Origin of the sequence: Nostoc sp. FACHB-133, assembly GCF_014698055.1 — a bacterium.
In the GTDB taxonomy this organism is placed as follows: Bacteria; Cyanobacteriota; Cyanobacteriia; order Cyanobacteriales; family Nostocaceae; genus Nostoc.
This window is the reverse complement of record NZ_JACJSH010000001.1, coordinates 383,157-408,896: the sequence shown is the minus strand read 5'-3', so window position 1 is coordinate 408,896 and position 25,740 is coordinate 383,157. Positions and strand designations below refer to the sequence as shown.

27 protein-coding genes, 4 tRNA genes and 1 pseudogene are annotated in these 25,740 nt (G+C 42.2%); 10 read left to right on the top strand and 22 right to left on the bottom strand.

The window, feature by feature from the left end; all coding sequences use genetic code 11:
• Window positions 1–166 precede the first annotated feature (166 nt).
• Entirely contained in the window at window positions 167–628 is a 462-nt protein-coding gene (locus H6G86_RS01915) for a (2Fe-2S) ferredoxin domain-containing protein (protein WP_190932851.1), read from the bottom strand.
• 372 nt (window positions 629–1,000) lie between these two features.
• On the opposite strand from H6G86_RS01915, the gene groES reads away from it, so the two are divergent.
• The 3 genes from groES (at window position 1,001) to H6G86_RS01900 (ending at window position 3,994) form a co-directional block, all read left to right on the top strand.
• Window positions 1,001–1,312, top strand: a complete 312-nt coding sequence (gene groES, locus H6G86_RS01910) for a co-chaperone GroES (protein WP_012407590.1) — start codon at window positions 1,001–1,003, stop codon at window positions 1,310–1,312.
• A gap of 131 nt (window positions 1,313–1,443) precedes the next feature.
• Window positions 1,444–3,078, top strand: coding sequence for a chaperonin GroEL (gene groL, locus H6G86_RS01905; protein ID WP_012407589.1), 1,635 nt, complete (start codon window positions 1,444–1,446; stop codon window positions 3,076–3,078).
• 82 nt (window positions 3,079–3,160) lie between these two features.
• Window positions 3,161–3,994, top strand: coding sequence for a DUF4351 domain-containing protein (locus H6G86_RS01900; RefSeq protein WP_190932850.1), 834 nt, complete (start codon window positions 3,161–3,163; stop codon window positions 3,992–3,994).
• On the opposite strand, the gene H6G86_RS01895 is transcribed toward H6G86_RS01900, so the two are convergent.
• Window positions 3,987–4,595, bottom strand: a complete 609-nt coding sequence (locus H6G86_RS01895) for a hypothetical protein (RefSeq protein ID WP_190932849.1) — start codon at window positions 4,593–4,595, stop codon at window positions 3,987–3,989. The genes H6G86_RS01900 and H6G86_RS01895 overlap by 8 nt on opposite strands.
• Window positions 4,596–4,707: 112 nt before the next feature.
• Between H6G86_RS01895 and H6G86_RS01890 the strand changes: the two genes are divergently transcribed.
• Window positions 4,708–4,965 (top strand): hypothetical protein, encoded by a 258-nt coding sequence (locus tag H6G86_RS01890; RefSeq protein WP_190932848.1) that lies wholly within the window; start codon window positions 4,708–4,710, stop codon window positions 4,963–4,965.
• A gap of 196 nt (window positions 4,966–5,161) precedes the next feature.
• Here the strand turns inward: H6G86_RS01890 and H6G86_RS01885 are convergent, their stop codons facing one another.
• The 11 genes from H6G86_RS01885 to H6G86_RS01835 form a co-directional block, all read right to left on the bottom strand.
• Window positions 5,162–5,329, bottom strand: coding sequence for a type II toxin-antitoxin system HicB family antitoxin (locus H6G86_RS01885; protein WP_190932847.1), 168 nt, complete (start codon window positions 5,327–5,329; stop codon window positions 5,162–5,164).
• Between the two features lie 213 nt (window positions 5,330–5,542).
• A complete protein-coding gene (locus H6G86_RS38480; RefSeq protein WP_242064649.1) occupies window positions 5,543–5,680 on the bottom strand; it encodes a hypothetical protein in 138 nt (45 codons plus the stop codon).
• Between the two features lie 3 nt (window positions 5,681–5,683).
• On the bottom strand, window positions 5,684–7,399 hold the full coding sequence (ureC, locus tag H6G86_RS01875) for an urease subunit alpha (protein WP_190932846.1): 1,716 nt from the start codon (window positions 7,397–7,399) through the stop codon (window positions 5,684–5,686).
• A gap of 62 nt (window positions 7,400–7,461) precedes the next feature.
• Window positions 7,462–7,767 carry an urease subunit beta gene (locus H6G86_RS01870; protein WP_190932845.1) on the bottom strand — a complete coding sequence of 102 codons (306 nt, stop codon included), beginning with the start codon at window positions 7,765–7,767 and terminating at the stop codon, window positions 7,462–7,464.
• 21 nt (window positions 7,768–7,788) lie between these two features.
• The gene (ureA, locus tag H6G86_RS01865) at window positions 7,789–8,091 is read right to left on the bottom strand and encodes an urease subunit gamma (RefSeq protein ID WP_190932844.1); all 303 of its coding nucleotides are present in this window, start codon (window positions 8,089–8,091) and stop codon (window positions 7,789–7,791) included.
• A gap of 39 nt (window positions 8,092–8,130) precedes the next feature.
• Window positions 8,131–8,970: an urease accessory protein UreD gene (locus H6G86_RS01860; protein ID WP_190932843.1), complete on the bottom strand. Its 840-nt coding sequence runs from the start codon at window positions 8,968–8,970 to the stop codon at window positions 8,131–8,133.
• 77 nt (window positions 8,971–9,047) lie between these two features.
• Window positions 9,048–10,112 (bottom strand): tetratricopeptide repeat protein, encoded by a 1,065-nt coding sequence (locus tag H6G86_RS01855; protein WP_190932842.1) that lies wholly within the window; start codon window positions 10,110–10,112, stop codon window positions 9,048–9,050.
• Window positions 10,113–10,180: 68 nt separating this feature from the next.
• Window positions 10,181–10,954 (bottom strand): 16S rRNA (uracil(1498)-N(3))-methyltransferase, encoded by a 774-nt coding sequence (locus H6G86_RS01850; protein WP_190932841.1) that lies wholly within the window; start codon window positions 10,952–10,954, stop codon window positions 10,181–10,183.
• 13 nt (window positions 10,955–10,967) lie between these two features.
• Window positions 10,968–11,612, bottom strand: a complete 645-nt coding sequence (locus tag H6G86_RS01845) for a Uma2 family endonuclease (RefSeq protein WP_190932840.1) — start codon at window positions 11,610–11,612, stop codon at window positions 10,968–10,970.
• 261 nt (window positions 11,613–11,873) lie between these two features.
• The gene (sir, locus tag H6G86_RS01840; protein WP_190932839.1) at window positions 11,874–13,790 is read right to left on the bottom strand and encodes a sulfite reductase, ferredoxin dependent; all 1,917 of its coding nucleotides are present in this window, start codon (window positions 13,788–13,790) and stop codon (window positions 11,874–11,876) included.
• A 264-nt stretch (window positions 13,791–14,054) separates the two neighbouring features.
• Window positions 14,055–14,594 (bottom strand): outer membrane beta-barrel protein, encoded by a 540-nt coding sequence (locus tag H6G86_RS01835; RefSeq protein WP_190932838.1) that lies wholly within the window; start codon window positions 14,592–14,594, stop codon window positions 14,055–14,057.
• A 393-nt stretch (window positions 14,595–14,987) separates the two neighbouring features.
• Between H6G86_RS01835 and H6G86_RS01830 the strand changes: the two genes are divergently transcribed.
• A complete protein-coding gene (locus tag H6G86_RS01830; protein ID WP_190932837.1) occupies window positions 14,988–15,929 on the top strand; it encodes an ADP-ribosylglycohydrolase family protein in 942 nt (313 codons plus the stop codon).
• An 85-nt stretch (window positions 15,930–16,014) separates the two neighbouring features.
• On the opposite strand, the gene H6G86_RS01825 is transcribed toward H6G86_RS01830, so the two are convergent.
• The 3 genes from H6G86_RS01825 to H6G86_RS01815 form a co-directional block, all read right to left on the bottom strand.
• A complete protein-coding gene (locus tag H6G86_RS01825; protein WP_190932836.1) occupies window positions 16,015–17,013 on the bottom strand; it encodes a helix-turn-helix domain-containing protein in 999 nt (332 codons plus the stop codon).
• Window positions 17,014–17,034: 21 nt separating this feature from the next.
• Window positions 17,035–17,886, bottom strand: coding sequence for a hypothetical protein (locus H6G86_RS01820; RefSeq protein WP_012407575.1), 852 nt, complete (start codon window positions 17,884–17,886; stop codon window positions 17,035–17,037).
• A gap of 139 nt (window positions 17,887–18,025) precedes the next feature.
• On the bottom strand, window positions 18,026–18,685 hold the full coding sequence (locus H6G86_RS01815) for an Npun_F0813 family protein (protein ID WP_163927757.1): 660 nt from the start codon (window positions 18,683–18,685) through the stop codon (window positions 18,026–18,028).
• A 356-nt stretch (window positions 18,686–19,041) separates the two neighbouring features.
• Here H6G86_RS01815 and H6G86_RS01810 point away from each other — a divergent pair.
• Window positions 19,042–19,114: transfer RNA gene (locus H6G86_RS01810), tRNA-Arg, on the top strand.
• Window positions 19,115–19,186: 72 nt separating this feature from the next.
• Window positions 19,187–19,840, top strand: a complete 654-nt coding sequence (locus H6G86_RS01805) for a group I intron-associated PD-(D/E)XK endonuclease (protein ID WP_190932835.1) — start codon at window positions 19,187–19,189, stop codon at window positions 19,838–19,840.
• Window positions 19,841–19,870: 30 nt separating this feature from the next.
• On the opposite strand, the gene H6G86_RS01800 is transcribed toward H6G86_RS01805, so the two are convergent.
• The 4 genes from H6G86_RS01800 to H6G86_RS01785 form a co-directional block, all read right to left on the bottom strand.
• Window positions 19,871–19,942, bottom strand: a tRNA-Thr gene (locus H6G86_RS01800).
• A gap of 87 nt (window positions 19,943–20,029) precedes the next feature.
• A tRNA-Tyr gene (locus H6G86_RS01795) sits at window positions 20,030–20,115 on the bottom strand.
• A gap of 124 nt (window positions 20,116–20,239) precedes the next feature.
• Window positions 20,240–21,214 carry a quinolinate synthase NadA gene (nadA, locus tag H6G86_RS01790; protein WP_190932834.1) on the bottom strand — a complete coding sequence of 325 codons (975 nt, stop codon included), beginning with the start codon at window positions 21,212–21,214 and terminating at the stop codon, window positions 20,240–20,242.
• 14 nt (window positions 21,215–21,228) lie between these two features.
• Window positions 21,229–21,384 carry a hypothetical protein gene (locus tag H6G86_RS01785; RefSeq protein ID WP_163937771.1) on the bottom strand — a complete coding sequence of 52 codons (156 nt, stop codon included), beginning with the start codon at window positions 21,382–21,384 and terminating at the stop codon, window positions 21,229–21,231.
• Here H6G86_RS01785 and H6G86_RS01780 point away from each other — a divergent pair.
• A complete protein-coding gene (locus H6G86_RS01780) occupies window positions 21,364–22,284 on the top strand; it encodes a TIGR04168 family protein (protein ID WP_190932833.1) in 921 nt (306 codons plus the stop codon). The genes H6G86_RS01785 and H6G86_RS01780 overlap by 21 nt on opposite strands.
• Before the next feature lie 131 nt (window positions 22,285–22,415).
• Window positions 22,416–22,500: transfer RNA gene (locus H6G86_RS01775), tRNA-Ser, on the top strand.
• A gap of 108 nt (window positions 22,501–22,608) precedes the next feature.
• Here H6G86_RS01775 and H6G86_RS01770 read toward each other — a convergent pair.
• Together H6G86_RS01770 and H6G86_RS01765 are read right to left on the bottom strand one after the other, a co-directional pair.
• Window positions 22,609–22,887 (bottom strand): annotated as a pseudogene (locus tag H6G86_RS01770) (four helix bundle protein); the annotation flags it as partial.
• An 82-nt stretch (window positions 22,888–22,969) separates the two neighbouring features.
• Window positions 22,970–24,970, bottom strand: coding sequence for an NACHT domain-containing protein (locus tag H6G86_RS01765; protein WP_313930299.1), 2,001 nt, complete (start codon window positions 24,968–24,970; stop codon window positions 22,970–22,972).
• Window positions 24,971–25,436: 466 nt separating this feature from the next.
• Between H6G86_RS01765 and H6G86_RS01760 the strand changes: the two genes are divergently transcribed.
• Window positions 25,437–25,652, top strand: a complete 216-nt coding sequence (locus H6G86_RS01760) for a hypothetical protein (RefSeq protein WP_190932830.1) — start codon at window positions 25,437–25,439, stop codon at window positions 25,650–25,652.
• Window positions 25,653–25,740 lie beyond the last annotated feature (88 nt).

Sequence of the window (25,740 nt, the reverse complement as noted above, 5' to 3'; positions counted from 1 at the left end):
ATCTATAATGCGCTATTATATATCGCATTGAAAGTGGCGGGCGAAAAAACACTGATTAAATAATAATCCTTCTGACTCACAAGTAAGTATTGGCTTAAAGATGACCCTACCTCAAAACCAACCCGCACTTTCTTAAAGCTTACTGCTGTTCCATATCCTTCGGTTGTTAAGCCTCTATGAGGTGTTCACAAGAAACTAGGGAAGTTTCTGGCAAAGGATGGTTGAAAAACGCATATTCTTTTACCACCTTATTGCCTATTAAGTGTTCTTGGATGATCCGCTCAATAACTTCTAGGTTTGCTTGGCGATACCAGGCACCATCAAGGTAAACCACCATTATGGGTCTAGAACAACAAACGCGCAAGCAGTTGGCTTTAGTTCTGTAGATGCATAAGGAATAATTCTGTTGCGACTCATCAAGTTTTAACTCTTTAAGTCGCTCTTTTAAGTATTCCCAGGATTCCAGACTAGCTCGTTTTGAGCAGCAATTAGCAATTGTCTGGTCAGCGCAAATAAAAATGTGTCGCTGAATCTTTGCAAGTCCGAAACTTTCTACACAATTACTCAGGGCTTTATATTCTACTAGAGATTTAGTGGCTTTGGGGATTTGATGGCTTGACTGTATCACTGTATTGTTACTTATCGAGCAGCTCCCTGATTACAGTTCTATAACAATTTCCCAGCTTTGCAAATAAAGTTGACTGAGAAGAGAATGGGGCATTGGGCAACTTGTACTGAGCAGAGTCTCTCAAATATAAGTATCGGGCATTGGGAAAACTCTTCACTACTCCCGACTCCCGACTCCCTATGACCATATAAAAATATACGTAACTTACAGAGCAGAACCCGAAGGATATAAATAATTAGGCATTAATACTTAAGTACATCAACGAGCTTCTAGTTCGGGAACCCGTACTCAATGAATTCTTGCCATTGGATGCCAATTTTAGGTAAATTAGCACTCAGGGGTTGAGAGTGCTAATCTCTGGAGAAAATAATTATGGCAGCCTTATCTTTAAGCGTTTCTACAGTTAAACCTTTGAGCGATCGCGTTTTCGTAAAAGTGAACGCCTCAGAGGAAAAGACCGCAGGTGGTCTATATTTGCCCGATACCGCCAAGGAAAAGCCCCAGGTAGGGGAAGTAGTTGCCCTTGGTCCTGGCAAGCGTAACGAAGACGGTAGCCGTCAGGAATTAGAAATTAAAGTCGGCGATAAGGTGCTGTACTCTAAGTACGCCGGCACTGACATCAAGCTCGGCACCGAAGAATATGTACTGCTTTCTGAAAAAGATATCTTAGCAGTCGTTATTTAGTGGTCATTAGTCATTGGTCATTAGTCATTAGCCAATGACAAAGGACAAATGACAAATGACGTAGACGCCCTCCGGGCGGCTTCCCGAAGGGTAGAACAAAAGACAAATGACAAAGGACAACTAAAACAATTATGGCAAAGCGCATTATCTACAACGAAAACGCCCGTCGCGCCTTAGAACGAGGCATTGACATCCTGGCTGAGGCTGTAGCTGTTACCCTTGGCCCCAAAGGTCGTAACGTAGTCCTAGAAAAGAAATTTGGCGCACCGCAAATTGTTAATGACGGTGTAACGATCGCTAAAGAAATCGAATTAGAAGACCACATTGAAAACACTGGCGTAGCTTTGATTCGTCAGGCTGCTTCTAAAACCAACGATGCTGCGGGCGATGGTACCACAACTGCTACCGTTTTAGCTCATGCGATCGTCAAAGAAGGCTTGCGGAACGTTGCAGCTGGTGCTAACGCAATTTCGCTCAAGCGTGGTATTGATAAAGCTACTGCCTTTCTAGTAGACAAAATCAAAGAACACGCCCGTCCGGTGGAAGATTCCAAAGCTATTGCCCAAGTTGGTGCAATCTCGGCTGGTAATGACGAAGAAGTCGGTCAGATGATTGCCCAAGCAATGGACAAGGTGGGCAAGGAAGGCGTAATTTCCCTAGAAGAAGGGAAATCTATGTTCACCGAATTGGAAATCACTGAAGGGATGCGCTTTGATAAAGGCTACATCTCTCCTTATTTCGCTACCGACCCTGAGCGGATGGAAGCAGTTTTTGATGAGCCTTTCATACTGCTAACCGATAAGAAAATCGCTTTGGTACAAGACCTCGTACCAGTGTTAGAGCAAGTAGCTCGTGCTGGTCGTCCTTTGGTAATTATCGCTGAAGATATTGAAAAAGAAGCTTTAGCAACCTTGGTAGTAAACCGTTTACGCGGTGTACTCAACGTGGCTGCTGTTAAGGCTCCTGGCTTTGGCGATCGCCGCAAAGCACTACTAGAAGACATCGCTGTTTTAACTGGTGGTCAACTAATTACAGAAGATGCTGGTTTGAAGCTAGATAACACCAAGCTGGATAGCCTAGGTAAAGCTCGCCGGATCACCATCACCAAAGATAGCACCACAATTGTTGCCGAAGGTAACGAAGCTGCTGTTAAAGCTCGTGTCGAACAGATTCGTCGTCAAATCGATGAAACCGAATCTTCTTACGACAAAGAGAAACTGCAAGAGCGTCTTGCTAAACTCTCTGGTGGTGTCGCTGTCGTGAAAGTTGGTGCAGCGACTGAAACCGAAATGAAAGACAAGAAGCTGCGCCTAGAAGACGCAATCAACGCCACCAAAGCTGCTGTGGAAGAAGGTATTGTTCCTGGCGGTGGTACAACTCTGGCTCACCTTGCTCCTGAATTGGAAGTTTGGGCAAAGAGCAATCTTAAAGATGAAGAGTTGATTGGTGCTTTGATTGTTGTTCGCGCCTTACCTGCACCTCTGAAGCGGATTGCTGAAAACGCTGGTCAGAATGGTGCTGTGATCGCTGAACGCGTCAAAGAGAAAGAATTCAACGTTGGCTACAATGCTGCAACGAACGAATTCGTCGATTTGTTAGCTGCTGGTATTGTTGACCCTGCTAAGGTGACTCGTTCTGCTCTGCAAAACGCTGCATCCATCGCTGGTATGGTGTTGACAACCGAATGTATTATAGTTGACAAGCCTGAACCAAAAGACGGCGCTCCTGCTGGCGCTGGTGCTGGTGGCGGCGACTTCGATTACTAATACTTTGTAGTTGCATAAGTTGAAAAACAGCTGCTTCCTGATGGAGGTGGCTGTTTTTTTGTGTCAGGAGAAGAGGAAGAGAGTGAGTTACGACAACGCTTGTAAATATTTAGCTGAACAGTACCCAGCCGAGTTTGTGCGTTGGTTGCTTGGGGTAGAGGTACAACAAATTGAAGTCTTAAAAACGGAACTCACGCTTGAACCAATTCGCGCGGATTCTGTGACATTTTTGCAAGCAGCTAACCAAATTTTGCACATTGAATTTCAAACTTTGGCGAAATCTAATCCGGCGCTTAATTTCCGAATGCTCGATTATTCTGTGAGGTTGAAGCGCCAATACCGTTGTCCTGTAGTGCAAGTACTAATATTTTTGCAAGAAACTACTAACGAAATGGCTTTTACTGAAGAATATCGGGACAACACGACGATTCACCAATATCAGGTTGTTCGTCTTTGGGAGCAAGATTCAACACTATTTTTGGCTAATCCGGCGCTGTTACCTTTAGCAAGTTTGACGCGAACTGACTCGCCACAAACTTTACTGGCACAAGTGGCTGAACGAGTCGCTACAATTCCAGATAGGGAGGAGCGACAAAATATTGCAGGTTGTGTAGAAATTCTAGCGGGTTTGCGGTTTGAAAAGGATTTGGTTCGGCAATTTTTGCGGGAGGATATTATGAAAGAATCTGTAATTTATCAAGATATCGTTCAAAAGGAAGCGTTTAAATTGATTAGTCGTCTACTTAAACGGCGTTTTGGTGATATTAATGGATCATTAGTTGAGCAGGTTAGTAATTTATCTGCTGAACAGTTAGAGGAATTGGGAGAGGCGTTGTTAGATTTTTCTGAAATTGCTGATTTGGTAGCTTGGTTAGAACAGCACGGAGGAGGAAGAGGAGAGGGAAAAGTTATTTAGTTGATGAGACTAAGTTTGTAATCTGCTGTAAAATGTCGTTTTGCTCCTGTTTAATTACTTCAAGCCTCGTTAAAAGTTTTGCCAGCCGTTCATTGTTGGGCTGCGAACCTAAATCAGAAGTGGAATTGTCTGTAAAGATGGATAAGGACTTAAAGCTAAATTTGGATAAAGACTGAAGGAATTTAAAAGGAGCAGTTAATGTAACTAATAAGCCTTGCTCAATCAAACGACTAAAGGTTTTAATTAATTGCCACAGAATAAAAATAGTTAACAGTATTATGACTATGCTATAGATTGGGTGATCAACTCCCCAAATGACTGATTTAATTGTCCAAGATATTGCTGGATGAGCCTCAATCCAAAGATTCAAGGCATCCAATCGATGATTTATAAAATCATTAACAGCATTTTCAATTGCTGTAGAAGCAGTAGCGCTTAGTTGTTCGGCTTTTTGAATGGTATCTTCTAGATAATTCTTACTTTTATCAAACTTTTCTACAATAGAATCTTCCGCTTGTTTGGCAGTTTCTGCTATCGTATTGACTGCTTTACCACTGGCTAGGCTAATATTATCAACTGCTTTTTCTGCTGTTTGAGTCAATGAATTTTTAGCATGTTCAGCTGTTTGTGTAAATGTATAAATAGCTTGGCTAGTTTTTTCAGCTACAATGTCGCTTGTCTTTGCAGCTGTTTGACTTAAAGAGCCTTTCGCCTTGTCTGTAATTTCAGCAACTGTATTAACGGCTTCACCAGTCTTAGTAGTTATGGTAATAACTGCTCCGCCAACAGTTTCGTTTAAAGAATTGTTTACCTTTTCAGCTACTTCTGATACATTAGTAAGAGATTTATTAGTTAATTCAGTTAAACTGTTAGCAGTTTTACCTGTTGTTTCATTAAAAAAGATTTGGCATTTTCAAAATCTCTTGAAACTTCCTTATATAAAGCTGTTCCTAAAGAAAAATGTTCGCTAGCCACTCGATTTAGCATGATACCTTTACCACATATTTTTTAACAAACATAGGTTATCATCTAGGGCAAACAAACAGGATCAGGGTACACACGGAGATTTTTCTATAAAACTCATTAAGCTCAGTGGCTTTTTCGAGATTAAAGCGTGCAATTACATCCTCAAAATTCAATTTTACGCTTTTGGTGTTTTAGCAGTTATCAAATTCGAGATTGTGCTTCTAATAACTTACGCGCTACATCACGAGCAATTTCTAAAGTTTCAGCAACAGTCCGTCCTTGAGCTACTAAACCTTGAAGTTCATCAGATGTTGCTAAATAAACGCCTTCAGGTAATTTCTCAATGTGGATGTTTAACAATCTTTCCATTATTGTATGTAGATGTTACTATTTGGAGCGATTTAATTCTTATCGTATCGCTTTTCTGAACTACAGCGATGTCTAACATGGGCTACGCCTACGCACTTCCACTTTTCCATAAAAACTCATGAGCCAAATTAATCCTGACCGATTTTCTGGGTTTCGTTGCGTTGCCTTGGTCTTGAGATGTGCCATCACAATTACACCAAAAGGATTGGTAGTTTACTCTAAAGTTTTCCACCCTTGCTCATAGTCAAACAGTTTCGCCACAGGAAACTCAAATAATTCTAGAAAGCGGGGAAAATATAGCTCGATGACTTCTTTGCAAGGACTATCGTAATCAGTAAGTTGCTCGCTCATGAATTAAAACAAAAAGTACCTCTGTGCCATTGGTAAAACTGTCGCAGGTTCACAAATCAGCAACTCACCATCTGCCCTGACTTGATATGTTTCTGGATCTACTTCAATATGGGGTAGTGCATCATTCAGCTTCATATCACGCTTGCTCAATTGGCGTGTTCCAGAAACTGCTACTGCTGCCTTTTGTAAACCTAGCTGGCTAGGAATTTCGTTCTCTAAAGCTGCTTGTGAAACAAAAGTTAATGACGTGGCATGACGCGCCCCTGCAAAACTACCAAACATTGGGCGCATATAAACTGGTTGCGGTGTGGGAATACTGGCGTTAGCATCGCCCATTTGCGACCATGCAATCATTCCGCCTTTAATCACTATCTGTGGTTTCACGCCAAAAAACGCGGGATGCCACAAACATAAATCTGCTAATTTTCCCTCTTCCACTGAACCTACATATTGAGCAATTCCGTGAGCGATCGCAGGGTTAATTGTATACTTTGCAACATATCTTTTTGCCCGAAAATTATCTGCTTTTTGCTCATTTCCCTGTGGGTTAAGAATTCCCCCTTGCACCTTCATTTTGTGAGATGTCTGCCAGGTGCGAATTATCACTTCGCCTACCCTTCCCATTGCCTGAGAGTCGGAGGAAATCATGCTAAATGCGCCTAAGTCGTGCAAAATATCTTCGGCAGCAATGGTTTCTCGGCGGATGCGAGACTCGGCAAAAGCGACATCTTCAGCGATCGCAGGATCGAGGTGATGACATACCATCAACATATCCAGGTGTTCATCTAAGGTGTTGAGGGTGTAAGGGCGTGTGGGGTTAGTGGAAGATGGCAGAACATTGGCTTGACCGCAAACTTTGATAATATCTGGTGCGTGTCCGCCGCCTGCGCCTTCGGTGTGGTAAGTGTGGATGACACGATTTTTGAAAGCTGCGATCGTATCTTCGACAAATCCGGCTTCGTTCAGAGTATCAGTATGAATCGCTACTTGCACATCATAAGCATCGGCAACGCTGAGACAAGTATCAATTGCTGCGGGTGTGGTTCCCCAGTCTTCATGGAGTTTTAACCCCATTGCACCAGCAGCTACTTGTTCTACAAGTCCTTGGGGTTGACTGGCGTTACCTTTACCCAAAAATCCTAAGTTGACGGGGAAAGCATCAGCAGCTTGCAGCATCCGGTAAATATTCCAAGGGCCGGGGGTGCAGGTAGTGGCATTTGTACCCGTAGCTGGGCCAGTACCACCGCCAATCATGGTAGTAATCCCGGATGCGATCGCAACTTCAATCTGTTGGGGGCAAATAAAATGAATATGGGCATCAATCCCGCCAGCAGTGAGAATCATTCCTTCACCAGCTAAAGCTTCCGTTCCGGGGCCGATAATAATATCTACATTGTCTTGAATATAAGGATTTCCGGCTTTACCAATTTTGAAAATCTTGCCATCTTTAATGCCAATATCCGCTTTGACAATTCCCCACCAATCGAGAATTAAGGCATTAGTAATTACTAAATCTACAGCACCATCGGCGTTAGAAATGGGGGATTGTCCCATTCCGTCTCTAATAACTTTTCCGCCGCCAAATTTCACTTCATCGCCGTAGGTGGTGAAATCTTGTTCAACTTCAATAAATAATTCTGTATCTGCAAGTCGGATGCGATCGCCTACTGTTGGGCCATAGGTTTCGGCATAGGCGCGGCGATCAATTCTGTAAGGCATATAAAATCCTTTTTTTTAACGCAAAGGGACGCGGAGGGAAGCGCGGAGGTACGCGGAGGTTTTTAGAGGTTTCCGTTAATTTTGGCGTTGAAGCCGTAGACTTGGCGAGTACCAACGAGGGGGATTAGAGTTATTTCTTTTTCGTCGCCTGGTTCAAAGCGGACTGCGGTTCCGGCGGGGATATCAAGGCGCATTCCTCTAGCTTGTTCTCTGTCAAAGTTTAAGGCGGTGTTTACTTCATAAAAGTGATAATGGGAACCTACTTGTATGGGGCGATCGCCTGTATTTGACACTTGTAATTTTATAGTTGGACGACCAACATTTAGTTCAATTTCACCTGCTGGTGTGATAATTTCCCCGGGAATCATAATAAATTCAAACTTACAAAATTAACGAATTGGATTATGTACTGTTACTAACTTTGTACCATCAGGAAAAGTAGCTTCAACTTGCACATCATGTATCATTTCTGATATCCCTTCCATGACATCATCCCGCGTTAATAGTGTTGTACCATAACTCATCAATTCAGCTACAGTTTGCCCATCTCTCGCTCCTTCTAAAATGGCGGCAGAAATATAAGCAACTGCTTCAGGATAATTAAGTTTTAAACCCCTTCCTTTCCGTCTTTCTGCTAATAAAGCAGCAGTAAAAATTAATAGCTTATCTTTTTCCTGCGGCGTAAGTTGCATTCTTATCTCCTGTGTGTTCTCTGCGCCTCTGCGGTTCGTTTAAACCTGCCAAACTCTTGGTATACAATTACCACGATTCAGAAAAGAAACTCGTAGCAACTGCCAAACATTAATAAACCAGTTTCTCACCTCAGAAGTAGAAGAACCGCGATATCGGCACAATAATCCATGTTGTAATCGGCTAACACCCACTTCTCCTTCCCCATTCCATAAACTTCGTGCTTTTTCGACAATTTCTGCTGAAACTGCACCACCAACCCAAACTAGACTACCTACTATTGGTTTTCCAGCCAAGGCGTGGGGACTGTGGAAAATGTCTTCGCTACCGCGTAAGCATTGCCGATCAATCCATAAAGGAACGCCTTGCTGCCAAATCTCTGTGTGCGATCGCCATTCTCCAAGGTAAAATTTTTCTCCTCTAGCACTGCGACCAAACCGGGTAATTTCCCAGCCTAACCAACTGGCCTCGGTTGCTAATTCTACCCGTAAATCTTGCCGATAAATCGCGTCATTAAATAAAATTGTCTCCTGTGGCAACCACTCTAAACAAGCGCCAGCGTCAACTTGCATCTGGATGGTTTGTCTAGCTTGTAAGCCATTGCTGCGATATATCTTGCTTGCAGCAGCTGTAGTAATTAAGGCTTGGGCTTGGGCTTGGAGGTGGATATTAGAGGATAAGCGATCACCTCCTACCATTCCCCCAGCTGTATGTAAAATTACGCTATGACAAACTTTTTCCCCTTCTGGATAAAATGGGCGTTGTACCTTCAAGGGCGCTTGTTGGTGATTGTAAATTAACTGGGTTGCACCCTGACGATCGGCATAGACTAAATTAAGTTTTCCATGCCAACCTTCTGCTATTTGTGAGTTACAGGTCATTTATGAAGTAAACATTAAGTTTCAGGTGGATTACATTTTTAATTCACTATGCCAGTGTTTTACATGCATTTATCATTTTATTTAAGAAACACCAGTCCACTATATAAATGAAAAGCTGAGTCCCAATTAGTCTGTTCCCTACGAAACAAATGAATATGTGACTTGATATGACCCAACATTTCTGTTTGATCTAATGTTGTATCTGCAAATGATGTGAAATCTGACCAAATTTTGACTTGAGGTAGTTGCTGGTCAATCCAACTTGATAAACTATTCCAATTAATTCTGATTGTATTTTGGCTAGCTTGGGGAATGATTTTTAAACCTTGCTGGAATTCATAGCCGTTATCATCAAATCGAAGAATGCAACGTCTACCAGGTAGGTGTAAATCACAAAACTGAGCATAGTCTTGTGTTTGAGTTTTCCATTCCAGTTTACGGTGGGCATCAACATCTACAACTTGTTCAAAAATGGGCAATAGTCCCACTACTCTGGCTGTGACTTCTGACCAGTCAAAGGTGAGAGAACCGAGTTGATTTGTGTCATTACAGCAAACGACAGTAACTTGTGGGGTAGATTCTTGAAAATGTTTGACTTGATAAACTTGAATTTGCTGAATTTGAGCTATTGTTGCCCAAAAACAAGGAATACCAGCCTGCTGTAACTGTTTGCCGTAAAATTTTAGTTCTCCCACTTGTCCAGTACGGTACAACCTCCAGCCACGACTTGGCATTAATAGCCGTGCGGTATAGGGATCTAGCTGCATAATCTGGGCAAATTTTCGAGATGCGTCTGTTTTCATCTCGTTACTGAGTGGCTCTAAAACTAGTACGCCAAGTTCAGTGTTATTAGGTTCAGATTTTGCTTGGAAAATGGCTCTTTGTCTTTGTTCAATCTCAATTTCTTGCAGTCGTTGCAAACCTTGACGTGCTAGCGACACTATTTTGGTATTTGTCGTATCTTGCAGCAGTTGCCGATAAACTTTTTCCGCATCCTGATACTTTCCAGATACTTCATGCAAGCGACCAAGATAAAATTGTACCCAAGGATTGTCTGGTGATTCTATTAGCAGCTGTTTGAGTAATTTGGCAGCTGTTTGATAGTCTTTATGATCAAAGGCGATCGCAACTTGCTCAATCATCACTTACTTTAAATACAGGATGGAGTGATGTCTCGCGCAAAATCACTTTTGCGTAAGCTATAAATCATTTATACTTCACAACTTGCGGTAATTAGGGTTAATGCTACTACTGGGGCTGTAACTGCTCTCAGAATGCGGCGACCAAGGGAAACAGGTTGAAATCCAGATGCGATCGCATTCTCAATTTCTTGTGTTGTCCATCCTCCCTCTGGACCTGTAGCAATGACAATGGTTTCTTGTCCTTTGTCATTTGTCATACCCTGCGGGAAGGCGAAGCGCCTATGTCCTTTGTGCTGTAAGCAATCTTTTAAATGGGGAAACTCACCACGCGCTTCACAGATATATTGCTGACTGTTGGCAAATGACAAATGACCAGTGACCAATGACAAACCCGTATTAAAAGCAACAGGCTCTAAAATTGTTGGCACAAAAGAGCGCTCTGATTGTTCGGCGGCTTCCGCAGCGATGCGCCGCCAACGTTCGAGCTTTTGAGGACTAGGATCAAGTAAAGTGCGATCGCTCAATACTGGTGCAATACAAGTTACTCCCAACTCTGTACAACACCGCACCACTTCATCAAATCCATTGCCTTTGGGTAACGCCACCATCAAGGTAATTGATACAGGTAATTCAGTTTCCACCAAAAGCGATTCTAAAACCTGTGCCTGCTCCCCTGCTAGCTGCGCTAACCACCATTTTCCTTTACCATCCATTGCAATAAAGCGATCGCCTTCACGCAAGCGCAACACACGCCCCAAATAATGTTGTTGTTCTTTGGTGAGTAAAATTTGCCCTTGTTGAAATTGGGAGGGTGCGATCGCAATTCTTTGCAGTTGAGACATTTTTCTTAATGAATTATTGCCCTGCTGTAGATATCTGTTGTCTAACCCAGGTACGGAAAGCACGAGTTACTGCTATTTGTCCAACTTTCTTGCTTTCTTGGATAAATCGGGGAATCTCTGTTATTAGCACAGGTGCAAAAGTTGGGCTGCGATCGCTCTGTAAGTATTGTCCACTGTTAAGGGTGTAGATCCTCAAGACATTTCCGTTATACCGCCAGAATTCTGGGACTTCCATTGAAGCATAAAGGCTTAACTTGTCTATCTTGGATCTGGAATATTCTACTTCCAGTACTATGTCTGGTGGTGGGTCTGTATTCAGGTCAATATTTTCTTTGTTGCGGACTAACAATTCATTTTGGATGTAGTAACTACTGTCCGGCTCGCCTCCTTGCTCCAAATCATCCCGCGTCATAGTCAACGAGCCAGCGCTTTTAACTTCTAAACCAAATTCTTCACACAGCACAAGAACAAAACCTTCAATGAGACGGTTTGAATTCTCGTGCGGCATTAGCGGAGTCATAATTTCTACTATTCCGTTGTCATAAGCTAGCCTTTTATTTCGCTCAGATCCCATATCTGCCAGCATAGCTTTGAATGTCTGCCAGCTTATGTTTTGCAGCACATCCCTAGTTTCTGCGAATTTTGCTGTTGTTACCATATTTCAGTTTTCCTGTGGATGTGTCACCGAAGAGAGAAGGGGAGGCAGGGGAAGAAGAGAAGCAGGGGGAAAGAATAAATAGCTCCAAAAAAACTTTGCGCTCCTCTGCGCTTACCTCTGCGCCTTTTTGCGTTTAAACTTAAACCTTCAATTGGCCACGAATTTACGAAACTGTGTACTAAGTGTATTAGGACTTACGCAAGAGACACAGATGGATTTATCTGTGTCTCTCTTTGATTTCATTATCTTCAATTTTTCGGCTTACGAAAGATTCTGGAAGTAAGCTTCTAGCGCTTCAGTCACTAACTGAGTCATGGGCTTACCTTGGCTTTCTGCTACTTCCTTCAACTTGCCATAAACCTCTTCTTTCAAATTTACCCGATGGCGCGATTTGTTTGCACCATTAGCGGTATTAGGATCGTAGCTAGCAGCAAATTCGCGGATGGCATCAAAACCAACGCGATCGCAAAAATCACCAAACTTCTCCTTCGATTTCCGAGATTTCTTAAAGTAAACAAAAATTGGCTCTAAGAAGATTTCTAAGTCATTATGGTGCAGCTTCTCTGTGTAAGGTTGTGCCAGCCGAGTCTGATTTGGCGAACCACCTAACCATAATTGGTAAGATTCTGGGGCGCTACCGACAAAGCCCAATTCTGCTAAGTAGGGACGAGCGCAACCGTTGGGGCATCCTGTCATCCTTACCACAAAATGTTCATTTTGTAAACCTACTTTATCCAAGAGAGCCCGAACTCGCTCTAAAATGCCTGGTATTGCCCGTTCTGATTCCGTGATTGCCAAGCCACAAGTAGGCAAAGCCGGACAAGCCATTGCATGCCGCACTAAAGGTTCGATTTTGCTAGGGTCGTCTCCAACACCGTGACGGCTGAGAATATCTTGAATAGCTTGCTTGCTATCTGGTTCGATATCGTAAAAAATCAGGTTTTGGTTGGATGTGAGGCGGATGGGTAAGTTGAACTGCTCAACAATTTCCCGCAAAGCAGTTTTCAGTTGAAACGAACCTTCATCCTTAACTCGACCATTGTCAATGGAAATTCCTAAGAAGAGCTTCCCATCACCTTGTTCATTCCAGCCGAGGAAGTCGTGGAATTTAAACTCTGGCAGTGGTTTGAAGGCTTCGATTGATTTACCGAAATATTCTTCAACTTGGGCACGGAATTTATCTAAACCCCAATCGTTGATTAGATATTTTAATCTGGCGTGACGACGGTCGGTGCGATCGCCATAATCTCTCTGAGTAGCAACAATCGCTTTCACTATGTCGTAGACATCATCCTTTGCCACATAACCGATGGGGTCTGCTAACCTAGCGAAAGTTTCTTCTTTACCGTGGGTTCTGCCTAAACCACCACCAGCAAAAATATTAAATCCTTCTAATTGCTTCTTCTTATTGGTAATTACTACCAAAGTCAGATCTTGGGAATACAAATCCACCGAATTATCCCCTGGCACCGTCACGCAAATTTTAAACTTGCGGGGCATGTAATGCGTGCCATAAATCGGTTCTTCGTTGTCATGGATAATTGTGCCATTTCCATTGCGTTGTCGTGCTGCTTTCACCTCTGGGTTTTCTTCAGCACTAATTGCCTTTTCACCATCTAGCCAAATTTCATAATAAGCACCCGTCTGTGCTGACAACAAATCAGCAATATTCTGGGCATATTCCCAAGCATACTGATACTCTGGGCGATTTTTAAAAGGGGCTGGTGGTGCCATCACATTTCGATTAATGTCACCGCAAGCTCCCAAAGTCGAACCCAGATTGTTGACAATTGTGGCGATCGCTGCTTTCAGATTCTTCTTTAAAATACCGTGCAGTTGGAAACCTTGACGGGTAGTTGCTCGTAAGGTGTGGTTGCCATACTCATCAGCTATTTTATCTAAAGCCAAATACAGCTGCGGCGGTACTAAACCACCCGGATTTTTTGTCCGCAGCATAAACTGGTAATCTTTTTCCTGTCCCTTAGTGCGGTTGTCGCGGTTATCCTGCTGATAAGAACCGTGAAACTTCAAAAGCTGTACCGCATTTTCAGTAAAATGGGTAGTATCTTCAAGAATTTCAGTTGCTACAGGTTCACGCAAAAAATTACTATTTTCCTTGATTCCTTCTACTTTGGAAGGCTTACGGCTAGCGATTGGGGAAGGAGCAGATTTAACCATTAGACTTGTATAGTATTCTCAATAAAGCATTACGTAGACACCGAATCAGCACCCTTCGGCTACTTTATCCCCGGTAATCCGGCCGGAATAATGAGGAATGATTTAATTTTACCACGGCAAAAGCCGGCTTTGTCAGTGATGTAACACTTAACAAAACCAGCTTTTGGGAGTAGTGAGTTTTGTTAGCGGTAGCGGGGCGTTTAGCCCGTGCTAAGTCCTGAGTACTTAAGTAAAGTATAGAGTGACCGAGGACTCAATAATTTTTTATTTGAAGCGATAGCCAAGACCGCCATTGATGGTGACAGCAGAAGCATCGCTATTTTGGTAGGCACCAAGTCCGACTTTAGCGTTCGTGTAGACAAGGAAATTGTTAGCAACTTCTGATTCAACACCAGCACCTAGCACTACTGAATCTTTGTTACCTATAGGAGTTGGTGAGCCATCTTTTTCTACAAAAGAATAACCGCCAGTTAAGTAGGCGTTAGTTCTATTAGCGATAGGCACATCCACAGAAAGTTCTGGGATGATAGCACTTGTCTTATCACTCCAGAGAACATTACCGCGTGCAGAAAATGGCGTAGTTCCTAATTTCACGCGACCTGTAACATTACCACCAAATGTGGCAGCATCATTGATACCTTCTCCGCCGCTAGTAACGCCAGCTGCAACACCTGCACCAACATAACTAGCATCAGTACCCTTTTTGGTTTCAGCAGAAGCTTGACTAGCTGATAGAAATAGAGGAGCAACTATTAAGGAAGATAATGCAGAAAATGTCACGAAAGACTTGAGTAAGCGTTTCATAAATTTTACCAAAATTTGTATTTTTTACTTGTATATTCCCAGTCGAAAATCATTTAACAATGTTCCAAATATTTCCCAGATTTTATTAAATAAATGTTGCTAATGATGCATAAGAGTTACAGGCTAAGTATCCCAGGCAATCATAAATAAGCTGTTATAATTACATTCAATGGCTTTTCATCTGGTTTCTTTGTTCCAAAAATAGACGCTTTTAAAACTGTCACAATATTTGGAACTCAAACTATGTCGGAATAGTGTAAATAAAATATCCGACTAACATTTTTTGCCGAGTTTTTCACGGAGGATGAAAAACTCGGCTGTAGCATCTGTTGCAACAACCTATAGAGGGAATCTATAAAGTTAATTTTGAGCAGTTATTGTGGAGATTGAATAATGCTAACCGGTGCAAAAACGTTGTCTGGTTTGATGGGTTTATGTGTCGGTGATGCGTTGGGTGTGCCAGTGGAGTTTACTAGCCGTGCTGAACGAGTAAAATCTCCAGTGACAACGATGCAGGGTTATGGCACATGGAATCAACCACCAGGAACTTGGTCAGATGATAGTTCGTTAAGCTTTTGCCTAGCAGAATGCCTTTGTAGGGGGTATTCGTTGGATGCCATAGCTAATTCCTTCTGGCGGTGGTACAAGGAGGCTTACTGGACTCCCCGTGGCGATGTCTTTGATATTGGTCAAACTACCCACACAGCAATTATGCGTCTGAAACAGGGAGTTGTTCCCCATCAGGCGGGTGGGAAGGTTGAAAATAGTAATGGCAATGGTTCGTTGATGAGAATCTTGCCGATGGCTTATTGTCACCGAAACTTAACTTTAGGCGAATTGCTAGCGCGGGTGCATGATGTTTCAGCGATTACCCATGCTCATGCGCGATCGCAAATGTCCTGTGGAATTTATATTAGTATTGCAGTGGCGCTCCTAGAAGGGGCTGACCCCCAAACAGCTTATCTACAAGCATTGCAAGATATCCAAACAATTTATTCTGTCCGAGAATTTTTGTTAGAAAAGCCGCATTTTGGCAGAATTTTTAGTGGTGAGATTGCCAAGTTACCAGTTGAAGAGATTAATTCTGGTGGCTATGTGATTGATACTTTGGAGTCATCCCTGTGGTGTTTATTAAATAGCTCGTCTTATTCTGAGGCGGTGCTGAAAGCTGTCAACTTAGGTGGAGATACCGATACTACTGCCGCCGTCACTGGTGGGTTAGCCGGAATTTATTACGGGGTGGAAAATATTCCTCAAAAATGGATGAACCAAATTGCCCGTAGACAAGACATTATTTACTTGGCAGAGCGTTTTGCAAGGGCTGTCTACAGTTGAAGGGACTGGGGACTGGGGAATGGGTGAGGAGACAAAGGGAATAACCAATGCCCAATACCCAATACCCAATGCCCAATACCTAATCCTAAACCGTAGACAAAGAATAGACCTGACCATCAATTAACAGTCGTGTGATGCCCTTAGCTTGCAGATGAGTACGAGCCTTATGGAGCATTTTACTATCAGGAACTTTAATCACGCGATCGCGCTTGGTAGAAAAACGCTTGGCGACGCGATGATTATCAAACACCGGCAGAGTTCTTTGCTGGGTTTCTAGGCTGGGAATTTGTCCCAAATCACCAAAGTCCTTGAGAGGTCGGGTAATTAATTCCGAGGAACGGTCAATTACCAAATAACAAGTTTTCGGCAAATTGGCTATCGACAGAGGTAAAACTTGAACTGATGCTTCACCTGGTCTTCTTTTTGTGACTAAAGGTCTTTCGTCATCCAGGTCATCATCATCAAAGTCTTCTTCCTCAAAGTCATCATCCTCTAAATCATCATCTTCTAAATCATCCAAATCCTCCGATTCATCTAGCAAATCTTCGCCCAGCATCTGCGCGATGACAGCCGCTCCTGGATGTTTATCTTTTAGCGGTGGAATGGAGATGCTGACTATTTCCGGCGGCTTTTGCTCTGGAGTTTCTAATTTCTCTGTAACTCGGAGCTTCGGTTTTTCTGCCGCCGAGGGGCGACGGCGCACCCGTCTACTAGCAGCGAGTGATTCTGCCGTTTCCTCTGAGTAAACTTCCTGCTCTACACGAATTACCCGACGTGGCTGCGGCTCAACCTTTGTCACTTCCAACGGTGGGCTTTCGATGGGTGGAACTTCTATCTCCGGCTCCGGTTGAGTCAGCAATGGTAACTGCTCGTAGCTTACCTGCGCCCTGCCTTCAGGAGTTCTCGCAGCCCGCTTTAAAGAGACTAAGTATTCATACTCGTCCTCTGGCAAAGTGCTTTTGAGCAGGCGACTAATTGTCGAGTTACTCACACCATAGCGTTCTGCCAAAGTTGAGGTTGTTTCGGCAGTCTCTCGATATAATTTAAGAATTTCTTGCTTGTCAGAGTCTGTTAGTTTTCTCACGGTAGATACCAAAAATCTTTACTAAGCTCGTTTACGTCCACTGGTACGCCGCGTTCGTCTTAGTGATGCGTCATATTCTAAGACAGCGCCCATGCCAAATAACACCCCACTAAACACCCAAAACACTTCTAATATCTCCCCACTTTGATAGTTGGGGCCTTGGGCGTATTTAAACCACATATCTGCAATGTAAAGCGAAAAGGCCGCTGCTGCAATCATTCGCCAAGACTGGGAAACTCTTCCCCCCCAAAAGGCTAACAGCAAAGTGGTAGCAATAATTAACAGAACCACATCGCTAACTACGTAAAACCAATTCAAAATAGCGACTAGCAGTTCTGAGGGTGTTTCCTGTTGCATAGAAATCCACCATGCCAACAAACTACCGAACACTGCAATTGCTAACACAATTAGCCACTGCCATTTTTCCAGATTGATTCGCCTGGAAGCCACAGCTAAAATCATGCCTGCGCCAAGTAATAGATAAGTCAGTACAAAAAATATATCGCCTACAGACACATCTGGTTCATCTTTTAACACTATTTCGGTATATCCGAAAATTATCCCCCCAACGAAATAGGAAAGCATACCTAAGCCAATTAAGAGCCAGACATTTCGCCCACTGACGATTTGTGGACTCAGCCAGTTCCTCAAGCATAAGATACTGGCACCCAAATAAGCTAAAGCTTCAAAAATATTTGTACCAATCACGTACCACTCGGCCCGGCTTTCTATGCCATCAGCTCCGGGAACTTTGGCACTAAACAACAAAAAGTATAGCAGTGCTAGTACGGCCCAGCCAATATTAGCTAAGACAATGTTCTGAGTATTGAAAATCGATTTAGAAAGGAACGAATTCTCGTAAGAGTTATTCATAGGACTTGACTATGTAGATGCACTCTGGCAGTATTTTGAGTTAAAGGACTGTATATATAGCAGTGTGTCTGCCAAATAATACACAATCGGACACCAAAAGCAAGTACCAGTGGCCGGAATTTTGTTAAAATTTTCCATGCTACTGCCACAGTTTACCCAGTGGCGATTGATTTAGCCAACTGATAAATAGTAATCGCTCGGCTTCTGGCATATCTTCTAGCTTATAAATCACTTGTTTTGTAAAATTGCCATTGCCAAAATATGCTTTTCCTAATCGATGCAGTTCTTGTAATAGAATAACTACATGATTTTCCTGCCAATCAGGTATTTTGGCGGTTGGCAAAGGATTGGTAGATACCAAATATTTAACTGCTTCTAGGGAAGATGCTTGAGGAAATTGCTTTTGCTTTAATACTTCCGCAATATCTTTTTCAAATAATGCAGCTTGTTTAGCACCTAAAAACTCTTCAATGTCGATAGAAACACCCTGTAACAGCAAAATACCGGCTTGGACTAAAATCGCCGTTTTGCCATGACCACCTGTATCACTATCTAGCTGCTCTAAACGGATTTTACCCCAGACGCTAAAACGTTCCGGTTCCTCCAGCAAAACACAGGCTTTACCCCGGTTATCCGTTAATTCTCTCCATAAGGCTCTAGCTTCTTCTTCTTGACTAGCTTTGAAAACACTAATCAAGCGAAAAGTCTGCCCTTGATAATTGAGAATCGGCACCTGCTGATCCTTTTTTGGGTGCTGAATGCTTGATATTTCAACATCCTGCCGTTTGAGAATAAACATGGCACTAGCAAAAACTCCTCACAGGGGCACTCTTAATATGGAATATATAATGGCATTTGGCAGTATCGCCAAGGCTGAAATTACCTAGCATACTGTGGAAATGAGCCTAGCGATCGCCAGATTCTTCCCGAAGTTAGCTACCCAGAGGGCATTAGCGTTAACAGGCAAATAACCCCTTGACAACTTAATATATCTAAACCGATACTCCATCTGTTTCGTTTTTGGTGTAAATTGACTAGCTAGCGACTAGCATCTTAGCCTTGCTAGTAGTAAATCTGCAATTTTTGATTGCTTCTTGGTAAGTAAAGACGATATAATAGTGTAGGTGACTCCTTCAGGAGCCATTAATTTATGTTGGGCGCGTAGCTCAGTGGATAGAGCCACGGATTTCTAATCCGTTGGTCGCAGGTTCGAACCCTGCCGCGCTCGTTTTAACTTAATACGAACCTTAAAGAAGCCTTTTCGTGGTAATTTACCAAATAGGCTTGAGAGTTCATATAAATGCACCACACAAAAGATAAGGGTGATCTAGCAGCTGCTAAAGTGATAGCAGATTTAGTAGAGAAAGAATATTCGGTTTTTGTACCAGTAGTAACTGAACATGCACCCTTTGATTTGATTGCCTACAAAGATGGCAAATGTTACAGAATTCAAGCTAAGTACAGTTGTGATGGCACACTGAAAAATAAAAGCAATTGGGCAGACAAGAATGGTTGTCATGAGAAAAAATATAAATCTGATGACTTTGATTTCTATGGTCTTTATTTGCCAGATATAAACAAAGTAGTATATCCATCAATCACGTTTGGCGGTTGCGGTATTAGAACTACGCCACCTAAATCACCCAATGCTTTTTATTGGTGGGAGGATTTTACAGACTTTACTGAAGTAGCGTCTAAGCGAACCTACAAGGAGTTTGGTGTTGATTTAACAACTAGAAAGGTTAACCCAGATTCTAGAATTCATACCAGAAAAGTAGAAAGGCCATCTAAAGAGGAATTGGAAAAACTAGTTTGGGAAAAGCCAACAGCGCAAATTGGGAGAGATTTTGGCGTGTCTGACAAGGCTGTAGAAAAGTGGTGTAAAGTCTATGGGGTCGAAAAGCCACCCAGAGGTTATTGGGTTAAGAAAGCTTATGAAAAAACTGAAACTTAATGCTTCTGTTGTATTTATTTTAATTTAAAAAGCCCGTGACGAGGATTGAACTCGTGACCTCACCCTTACCAAGGGTGTGCTCTACCACTGAGCCACACGGGCGAAACATAATTCCAATTTCTTAGCTAGAAGTTAAAATGCTGGGAGTTTTGATGCTTACCCAGACATTATAACTTATAACTTCGTAAGTGGTGGGCCGGGCTGGATTTGAACCAGCGTAGGCGCTAGCCAACGGATTTACAGTCCGTCTCCATTAACCACTCGGACACCGACCCGATTTGTCTCACGATTTAAAATCTTAGCACCATGTTTTAGAAATTGCAAGTGATTGGAAAAAATAACTTGCGGGTAGAGATCGCAACAAAACTGCGTCTCTACCATTTGTATAAAAAATACTGGTTACACGCTCATCTCCAGCATTCGTTGCATTGGTCGCAGTGCAGCAAGGCGAATATCCTCTGACATGGTAATTTCGGGAGTGCGATTTTTCATTGCCCAGTAGAGCTTTTCTAAGGTGTTTAACCGCATAAACGGACATTCGTTACAAGCACAGTTATTCATCGGCGGTGCAGGAATAAAATGCTTGTCAGGAGCTAGTTTTTGCATTTGGTGAATGATTCCCGGCTCCGTAGCAACGATAAATTCTTTCGTGGGGCTGCTTTGACAATATTTGAGTAAAGCGGCTGTAGAGCCAATAAAGCTGGCGTGGCGCAATACACTACTTTCACATTCTGGATGTGCGATCGCCTCTGCTTCGGGATGAGCAATTTTTAACTGGACAATTTTCTTTTCCGAGAAGGTTTCATGGACAACACAGCTACCTTGCCATAGCACCAAATCTCGTCCCGTCTGTTCCATCACATACCGCCCCAAGTTCCGATCTGGGGCAAAAATAATCGGCTGTTCCTTTGGTATCTGCTGCACAATTTTCACAGCATTGGAGCTAGTACAAATAATATCGCTCATCGCCTTGATATCAGCAGAACAGTTGATGTAAGACACCACCAAATGATCTGGATGCGCTGCTTTAAAAGCTGCGAATTCATCTGCTGGACAACTGTCTGCTAAAGAACAACCAGCATTCAAATCTGGTAAAAGTACTAATTTATCGGGATTAAGTATCTTTGCTGTTTCTGCCATGAAGTGAACGCCAGCAAAGACAATCACATCCGCATTGGTTTTTTCGGCGGCTCTTGCTAGTTGTAATGAATCCCCAATAAAGTCTGCAATATCCTGAATATCTGGCTCTTGATAATAATGCGCCAGGATAACGGCGTTGAGTTCTTTTTTGAGACTCTGAATCGCGGCAAACAAATCTAGTGGTAGTTCACCCAGTTGGGTGTTTTCTCGTTGAGCTAGTGCAGTAGTAAACACAGTTTAGGGGTGCTTTATGTTGCAAATGTATGTCCTGTGGATTCAATTATAGTAGTTTTTACCAAAAATAGTGGACGGTTGATATTTTGGGGTTGTGTCCAAATCGGGCTGAGTTTCATATCCTGGAGATAGACGGCAAGGAAAGTGGCATGACCAGTCAGAAAACTCAATCGATAAACCTCAAAATTGCTGTAGTTGGAGATATTCACGACCAATGGGAAGTGGAAGATGGCGTTGCACTCAAGCATTTGGGTGTTGACTTAGTGCTGTTTGTCGGGGATTTTGGCAACGAGTCGGTGGAAGTGGTCAGAGCGATCGCATCCCTCGATATTCCCAAAGCAGCCGTGATGGGCAACCACGATGCCTGGTACACCGCCACCGAATGGGGACGCAAAAAGGCTCCTTATGACCGCTCTAAGGAAGACTGGGTACAGGAACAACTCGATTTATTAGGCCCGTCCCATGTTGGTTACGGTAAATTGGATTTTCCGGCTTGGAATTTAACTGTCGTGGGGGGTCGTCCCTTTACTTGGGGTGGCCCAGAGTGGAAATTCGCGGAAATCTGTAAAGAACGTTACGGTGTGACGAGTTTGGAAGAATCCGCCGATCTCATTTTCAAAGCAGTCAAAAGTGCCGCTTACGAGACAATTATATTTTTGGGTCACAATGGGCCTAGTGGGTTAGGCGATCGCCCCGAAGACCCCTGCGGCAAAGACTGGCATCCAATTGGCGGCGACTTTGGAGATCCAGATTTGGGCGAGGCAATTTCTCAAGCCTTGACTGCTGGTAAAACCATTCCCCTGGTGACATTTGGTCACATGCACCGAGATTTACGCCATACCAAGAAGGTGCAGCGCAAGCCCATCTTTAGAAGTCCAGAGGGGACAATTTACTTAAATGCGGCTAGTGTCCCCAGGATTGTGGAAAATGACAGCGAGAAGTTGCGTAACTTTTCCATTGTCACCCTAGAAGCGGGTGTGGTTTCGCAAGTTTCCCTAGTTTGGGTGGGGAATGACTTTCAGGTGGCTAAGGGGGAAATTTTGTATGAGCGATCGCGGATTGTGTCGTAGACATTCGCATCCAGTAGTGCAATCTGCGTAAATAATAGGGTATAGTATGATCTGTCAAGTTTAGTGCTAACCAACAAAAGCGCCTGAATAGCGTCTGAAACTAGGATCAGCACAAGTTTGACAGATTTACTGGAGAGGTGGCAGAGTGGTCGATTGCGTCCGACTTGAAATCGGATGAGGCTAAAACCTCCGGGAGTTCGAATCTCCCCCTCTCCGTTTAGGAATTAAAAATTGAAAATTAAAAATTAAAAATTGAAGAGGTTAGGTGGAGATGATGATGGCACCAAGAATTTTGGTTAGTTCTTCGGCTTCGGTTTGGAGTTAACTAATTTTTGCTTGAGGTACTATTTTGGTAGCAATGAGCAACCTTAACCAATACCGAGTTTCACGGGATTCTTTTAGTGCAATCATGAGCTTGCTGATAAAGTCTGCTTTGCTTTGAGCAGCTTGTGCTTCTTCTACATTAGCTCCAATCGATGTTCCTGACCTTAATAGCTGTTGAGCAAGAGTTCGCGCTACTCCTGGTTTGTCATCTAAAAACTGGCACAATTTAACTATGCAAACTGAAAAAGCAAAAGCGCGATCGCAAATATCTCTCTTCATTAGTCAAGATTAAAAATTAAAATAAATTACTATACCGTTCCTCTCCTTTTCATTTGGCATTGTCTCAGCTTTCACTAAATTATTAACTTTTGATTGGTAAAAACAAGGTATCTTCAATTTCCTGCCTGACTTCTCGGCTAATATAACAATCACTATTTAAGCAATCCACCAAGAGTTTATTTGCATCATAATACTGTTTTAACAGTTTTTTCTGTATATCGCTGAATTGCCAGTCATGCCCAATATTACGAGTTTTTGTTATTACAGAGCGAAATTTTTCAACCCAAACATATCTATCGGTAACTAGCCACTTTGAAAGAACTTCTTTATCTTGGCTTAAACTAGGTAGTTCATTCTGAATCTTTCTAATCTGTTGCTGAAAATCTAAGTTTGATATATCTTCAATAAGAATACATAAATTTTCATGATAGAAATCAACATCAAATAAACCACTAATTAAAAAGGATATTACACTATCAATAATAATATCATTAGATTGGTCTTTTTGAATTAAAGTTTTATCTATTTTTATAGCTAGATTAGGCAAAAACCTATATTGGCCATTGAAACGATAAATACTGATATCATACATAATTTCATCTATGAACATAAAGTATAAAGCTCTAACTGCTGTTGACTTATAAGTATTTCTAACCGAATTTGATTTCTTACTTACCCATTGCAAAACTTTCTGGATATCCTGATCTTTTGCCAGTAGTTTATCAATTTTTATCTTCATCATATATACCAAATCATCAGCTTTTCGCATCATTCCTGCTGTGAGTAAGAAAACTTCCCGCCAGCGTTTCTCTGTAATATGCTCTACCAAATTTTCCCAGGCAGAGTTGGCAACTATTTCTCTTGCGGCAAAATACTCGTGAAACGTCAGGTGAGAAAAAGAATAAATGCCTTTTGCTCGTTCTACTAGTAGTCCATGCTGTGCTTCAATAGATTTTAAAACGGCTTCACTATCGAGTTTCAAGACTTCTGGATCTGTATCAGCATCACGTAAGTTACGGATAAAATCAGCAATGTATACTTCGGTCATTTTTTGTTTAAAGAAATAGTCTTTCTGTTCAAATGTAGTTAAGCCTATTTGACTCAGCAAGTCTTCCTTACGCTGCAAAGACAGGTTTTTATAGACCTGTTCTCTCTCAATGTTGCGTTTGGCATCCCATTTTTTCAGCAATACATCTAATCCTTCTTGATAAAGTTCAGAACGGTTTGCCGGGAAATCTCCACTATCTCCAAACACCAAACACAATAATGTCAGAAGTAAAGGACTACTTGCTAGTTCTTGGATTGGTTTATTCTCCTTTAGTTTTTGAATGAATCTTTGACTTTTAACTGGATCAGTCAACTGGAACCAATTTTGAGCAAAAATGGCTATTTGTTTTTCGTCAAAATCTGCCATTTCTACTTCTGTGAAACTTTCATAGGTGTATTCTTTGGCAGCAATACGACAGGTAATTACAAACTGATTGTTATGAAACAAGTCAGAAAATTCCCGAATTTGTCGTAAAACACGCTTGGTGTCTTCCTCTCGTACTTCATCTAATCCATCCAGCAATACCAATGCTTTACCCTGTTTCAACAGTTTCTCTACTGCTACACTGGTATGAAGTACCCCACAGCTTGATAATACTTGAACAATAAATTTCAAAATATCTGGTTTTTTAGGTGCTTCTGCAAAATCTTTTAATGTGATAAACAAGGGAACTCTGTTTGCTTGAAATTTACCTTCAATACACTGCATTGCTAGATATTTTAAAAAAGTAGTTTTTCCTGCTCCTGGTTTACCTAAAACCATCAGTTTACTATAACGCCGTACAACCTCTAATCCTGAGACTCGTTTCTGTTTTACTCCGCTAAGTCCAAGTCGCTCAAAGTTATCATGCTCACAGCTTTGCATTAGTTCCGCAACTTTTAATCGTCTTCGTCCTGTTATTGCCTCCAGAATATTGACATTTGTGTAAATACCTTGTTTTCCTGTTAGCTCAATTGGCTTAGGCATATCTAATACCCGCATGGTTCCGCACTTTTCTTTGATGTAGGGTTTGATTTGTTTGCGGATTTCTTGCACTAAGGTATCAATAGAATCATCTACATAATCTGTAGTTAAATGACTAGAGGGTTTTTGTTGTGCATACCTTTTGCTCAGATACTCCCGTAAGCGGCTTTCTTTAACAGGGCCATTACCAGTGATGCAAAATTTTTTGTAGATCCCTGTAAGACAAGTGCCGAGGTTACTTTGAGAAATGTTTAACTCTTGAGTTACGTGGACTCGATTCTTACTACGACCGAATATTTCCAGAAAGACTTCTTTCTCTCGGTGCGACAATTCACTGTATTGCTCCAGTTGCTTAAGAAAGTCTTCTGGTATAGACATTGAACACTCCCACAAATACTTATAAGCCAGTGTAGCCAAAGTTTTTATCAAAATGTGGAATTAAATCAGTGTAAGTCAGGCTAAGTCAAGGTAAGTCAGATAAATAACTACAAAGGAAAATTGCGACATTGAACTCAGTTAAGCTACTGAGGCAATCGCAATGCTAGAAACACTAATCCCTCTGGTTGTAAATAAGTCTGTTGAAGTTGTTGTTGGAATACTGCTGGAAAAGTTTTGTAAATGGGTGCTGAGTGATGCCAATATCAAAAGTGCTAACAGCTTTCTAAAAATGCAGATTCTTGTACTTTATCTTGATTGGGTTTTACGAAAAACATCACTAAAATTTTTGTCAGAGGAATCAGAAGAGAAGGATTAAGAAATAGGTGGGTAGTAGAGATAATAAAGCGATCGCACCTACAAAGCAAAGGCGATCGCTCCCTAACCTCTTGCCTCTACTGCCATCG

Excerpts from the sequence above, each read along its gene's own strand:
- groES (WP_012407590.1), top strand. The coding sequence starts at position 1,001 with ATGGCAGCCTTATCTTTAAGCGTTTCTACAGTTAAACCTTTGAGCGAT.
- groL (WP_012407589.1), top strand. The coding sequence starts at position 1,444 with ATGGCAAAGCGCATTATCTACAACGAAAACGCCCGTCGCGCCTTAGAA.
- H6G86_RS01885 (WP_190932847.1), bottom strand. The coding sequence starts at position 5,329 with ATGGAAAGATTGTTAAACATCCACATTGAGAAATTACCTGAAGGCGTT.
- H6G86_RS38480 (WP_242064649.1), bottom strand. The coding sequence starts at position 5,680 with ATGAGCGAGCAACTTACTGATTACGATAGTCCTTGCAAAGAAGTCATC.
- ureC (WP_190932846.1), bottom strand. The coding sequence starts at position 7,399 with ATGCCTTACAGAATTGATCGCCGCGCCTATGCCGAAACCTATGGCCCA.
- H6G86_RS01870 (WP_190932845.1), bottom strand. The coding sequence starts at position 7,767 with ATGATTCCCGGGGAAATTATCACACCAGCAGGTGAAATTGAACTAAAT.
- ureA (WP_190932844.1), bottom strand. The coding sequence starts at position 8,091 with ATGCAACTTACGCCGCAGGAAAAAGATAAGCTATTAATTTTTACTGCT.
- H6G86_RS01860 (WP_190932843.1), bottom strand. The coding sequence starts at position 8,970 with ATGACCTGTAACTCACAAATAGCAGAAGGTTGGCATGGAAAACTTAAT.
- H6G86_RS01855 (WP_190932842.1), bottom strand. The coding sequence starts at position 10,112 with ATGATTGAGCAAGTTGCGATCGCCTTTGATCATAAAGACTATCAAACA.
- H6G86_RS01850 (WP_190932841.1), bottom strand. The coding sequence starts at position 10,954 with ATGTCTCAACTGCAAAGAATTGCGATCGCACCCTCCCAATTTCAACAA.
- H6G86_RS01845 (WP_190932840.1), bottom strand. The coding sequence starts at position 11,612 with ATGGTAACAACAGCAAAATTCGCAGAAACTAGGGATGTGCTGCAAAAC.
- sir (WP_190932839.1), bottom strand. The coding sequence starts at position 13,790 with ATGGTTAAATCTGCTCCTTCCCCAATCGCTAGCCGTAAGCCTTCCAAA.
- H6G86_RS01835 (WP_190932838.1), bottom strand. The coding sequence starts at position 14,594 with ATGAAACGCTTACTCAAGTCTTTCGTGACATTTTCTGCATTATCTTCC.
- H6G86_RS01830 (WP_190932837.1), top strand. The coding sequence starts at position 14,988 with ATGCTAACCGGTGCAAAAACGTTGTCTGGTTTGATGGGTTTATGTGTC.
- H6G86_RS01820 (WP_012407575.1), bottom strand. The coding sequence starts at position 17,886 with ATGAATAACTCTTACGAGAATTCGTTCCTTTCTAAATCGATTTTCAAT.
- H6G86_RS01815 (WP_163927757.1), bottom strand. The coding sequence starts at position 18,685 with ATGTTTATTCTCAAACGGCAGGATGTTGAAATATCAAGCATTCAGCAC.
- H6G86_RS01805 (WP_190932835.1), top strand. The coding sequence starts at position 19,187 with ATGCACCACACAAAAGATAAGGGTGATCTAGCAGCTGCTAAAGTGATA.
- H6G86_RS01780 (WP_190932833.1), top strand. The coding sequence starts at position 21,364 with ATGACCAGTCAGAAAACTCAATCGATAAACCTCAAAATTGCTGTAGTT.
- H6G86_RS01760 (WP_190932830.1), top strand. The coding sequence starts at position 25,437 with ATGCTAGAAACACTAATCCCTCTGGTTGTAAATAAGTCTGTTGAAGTT.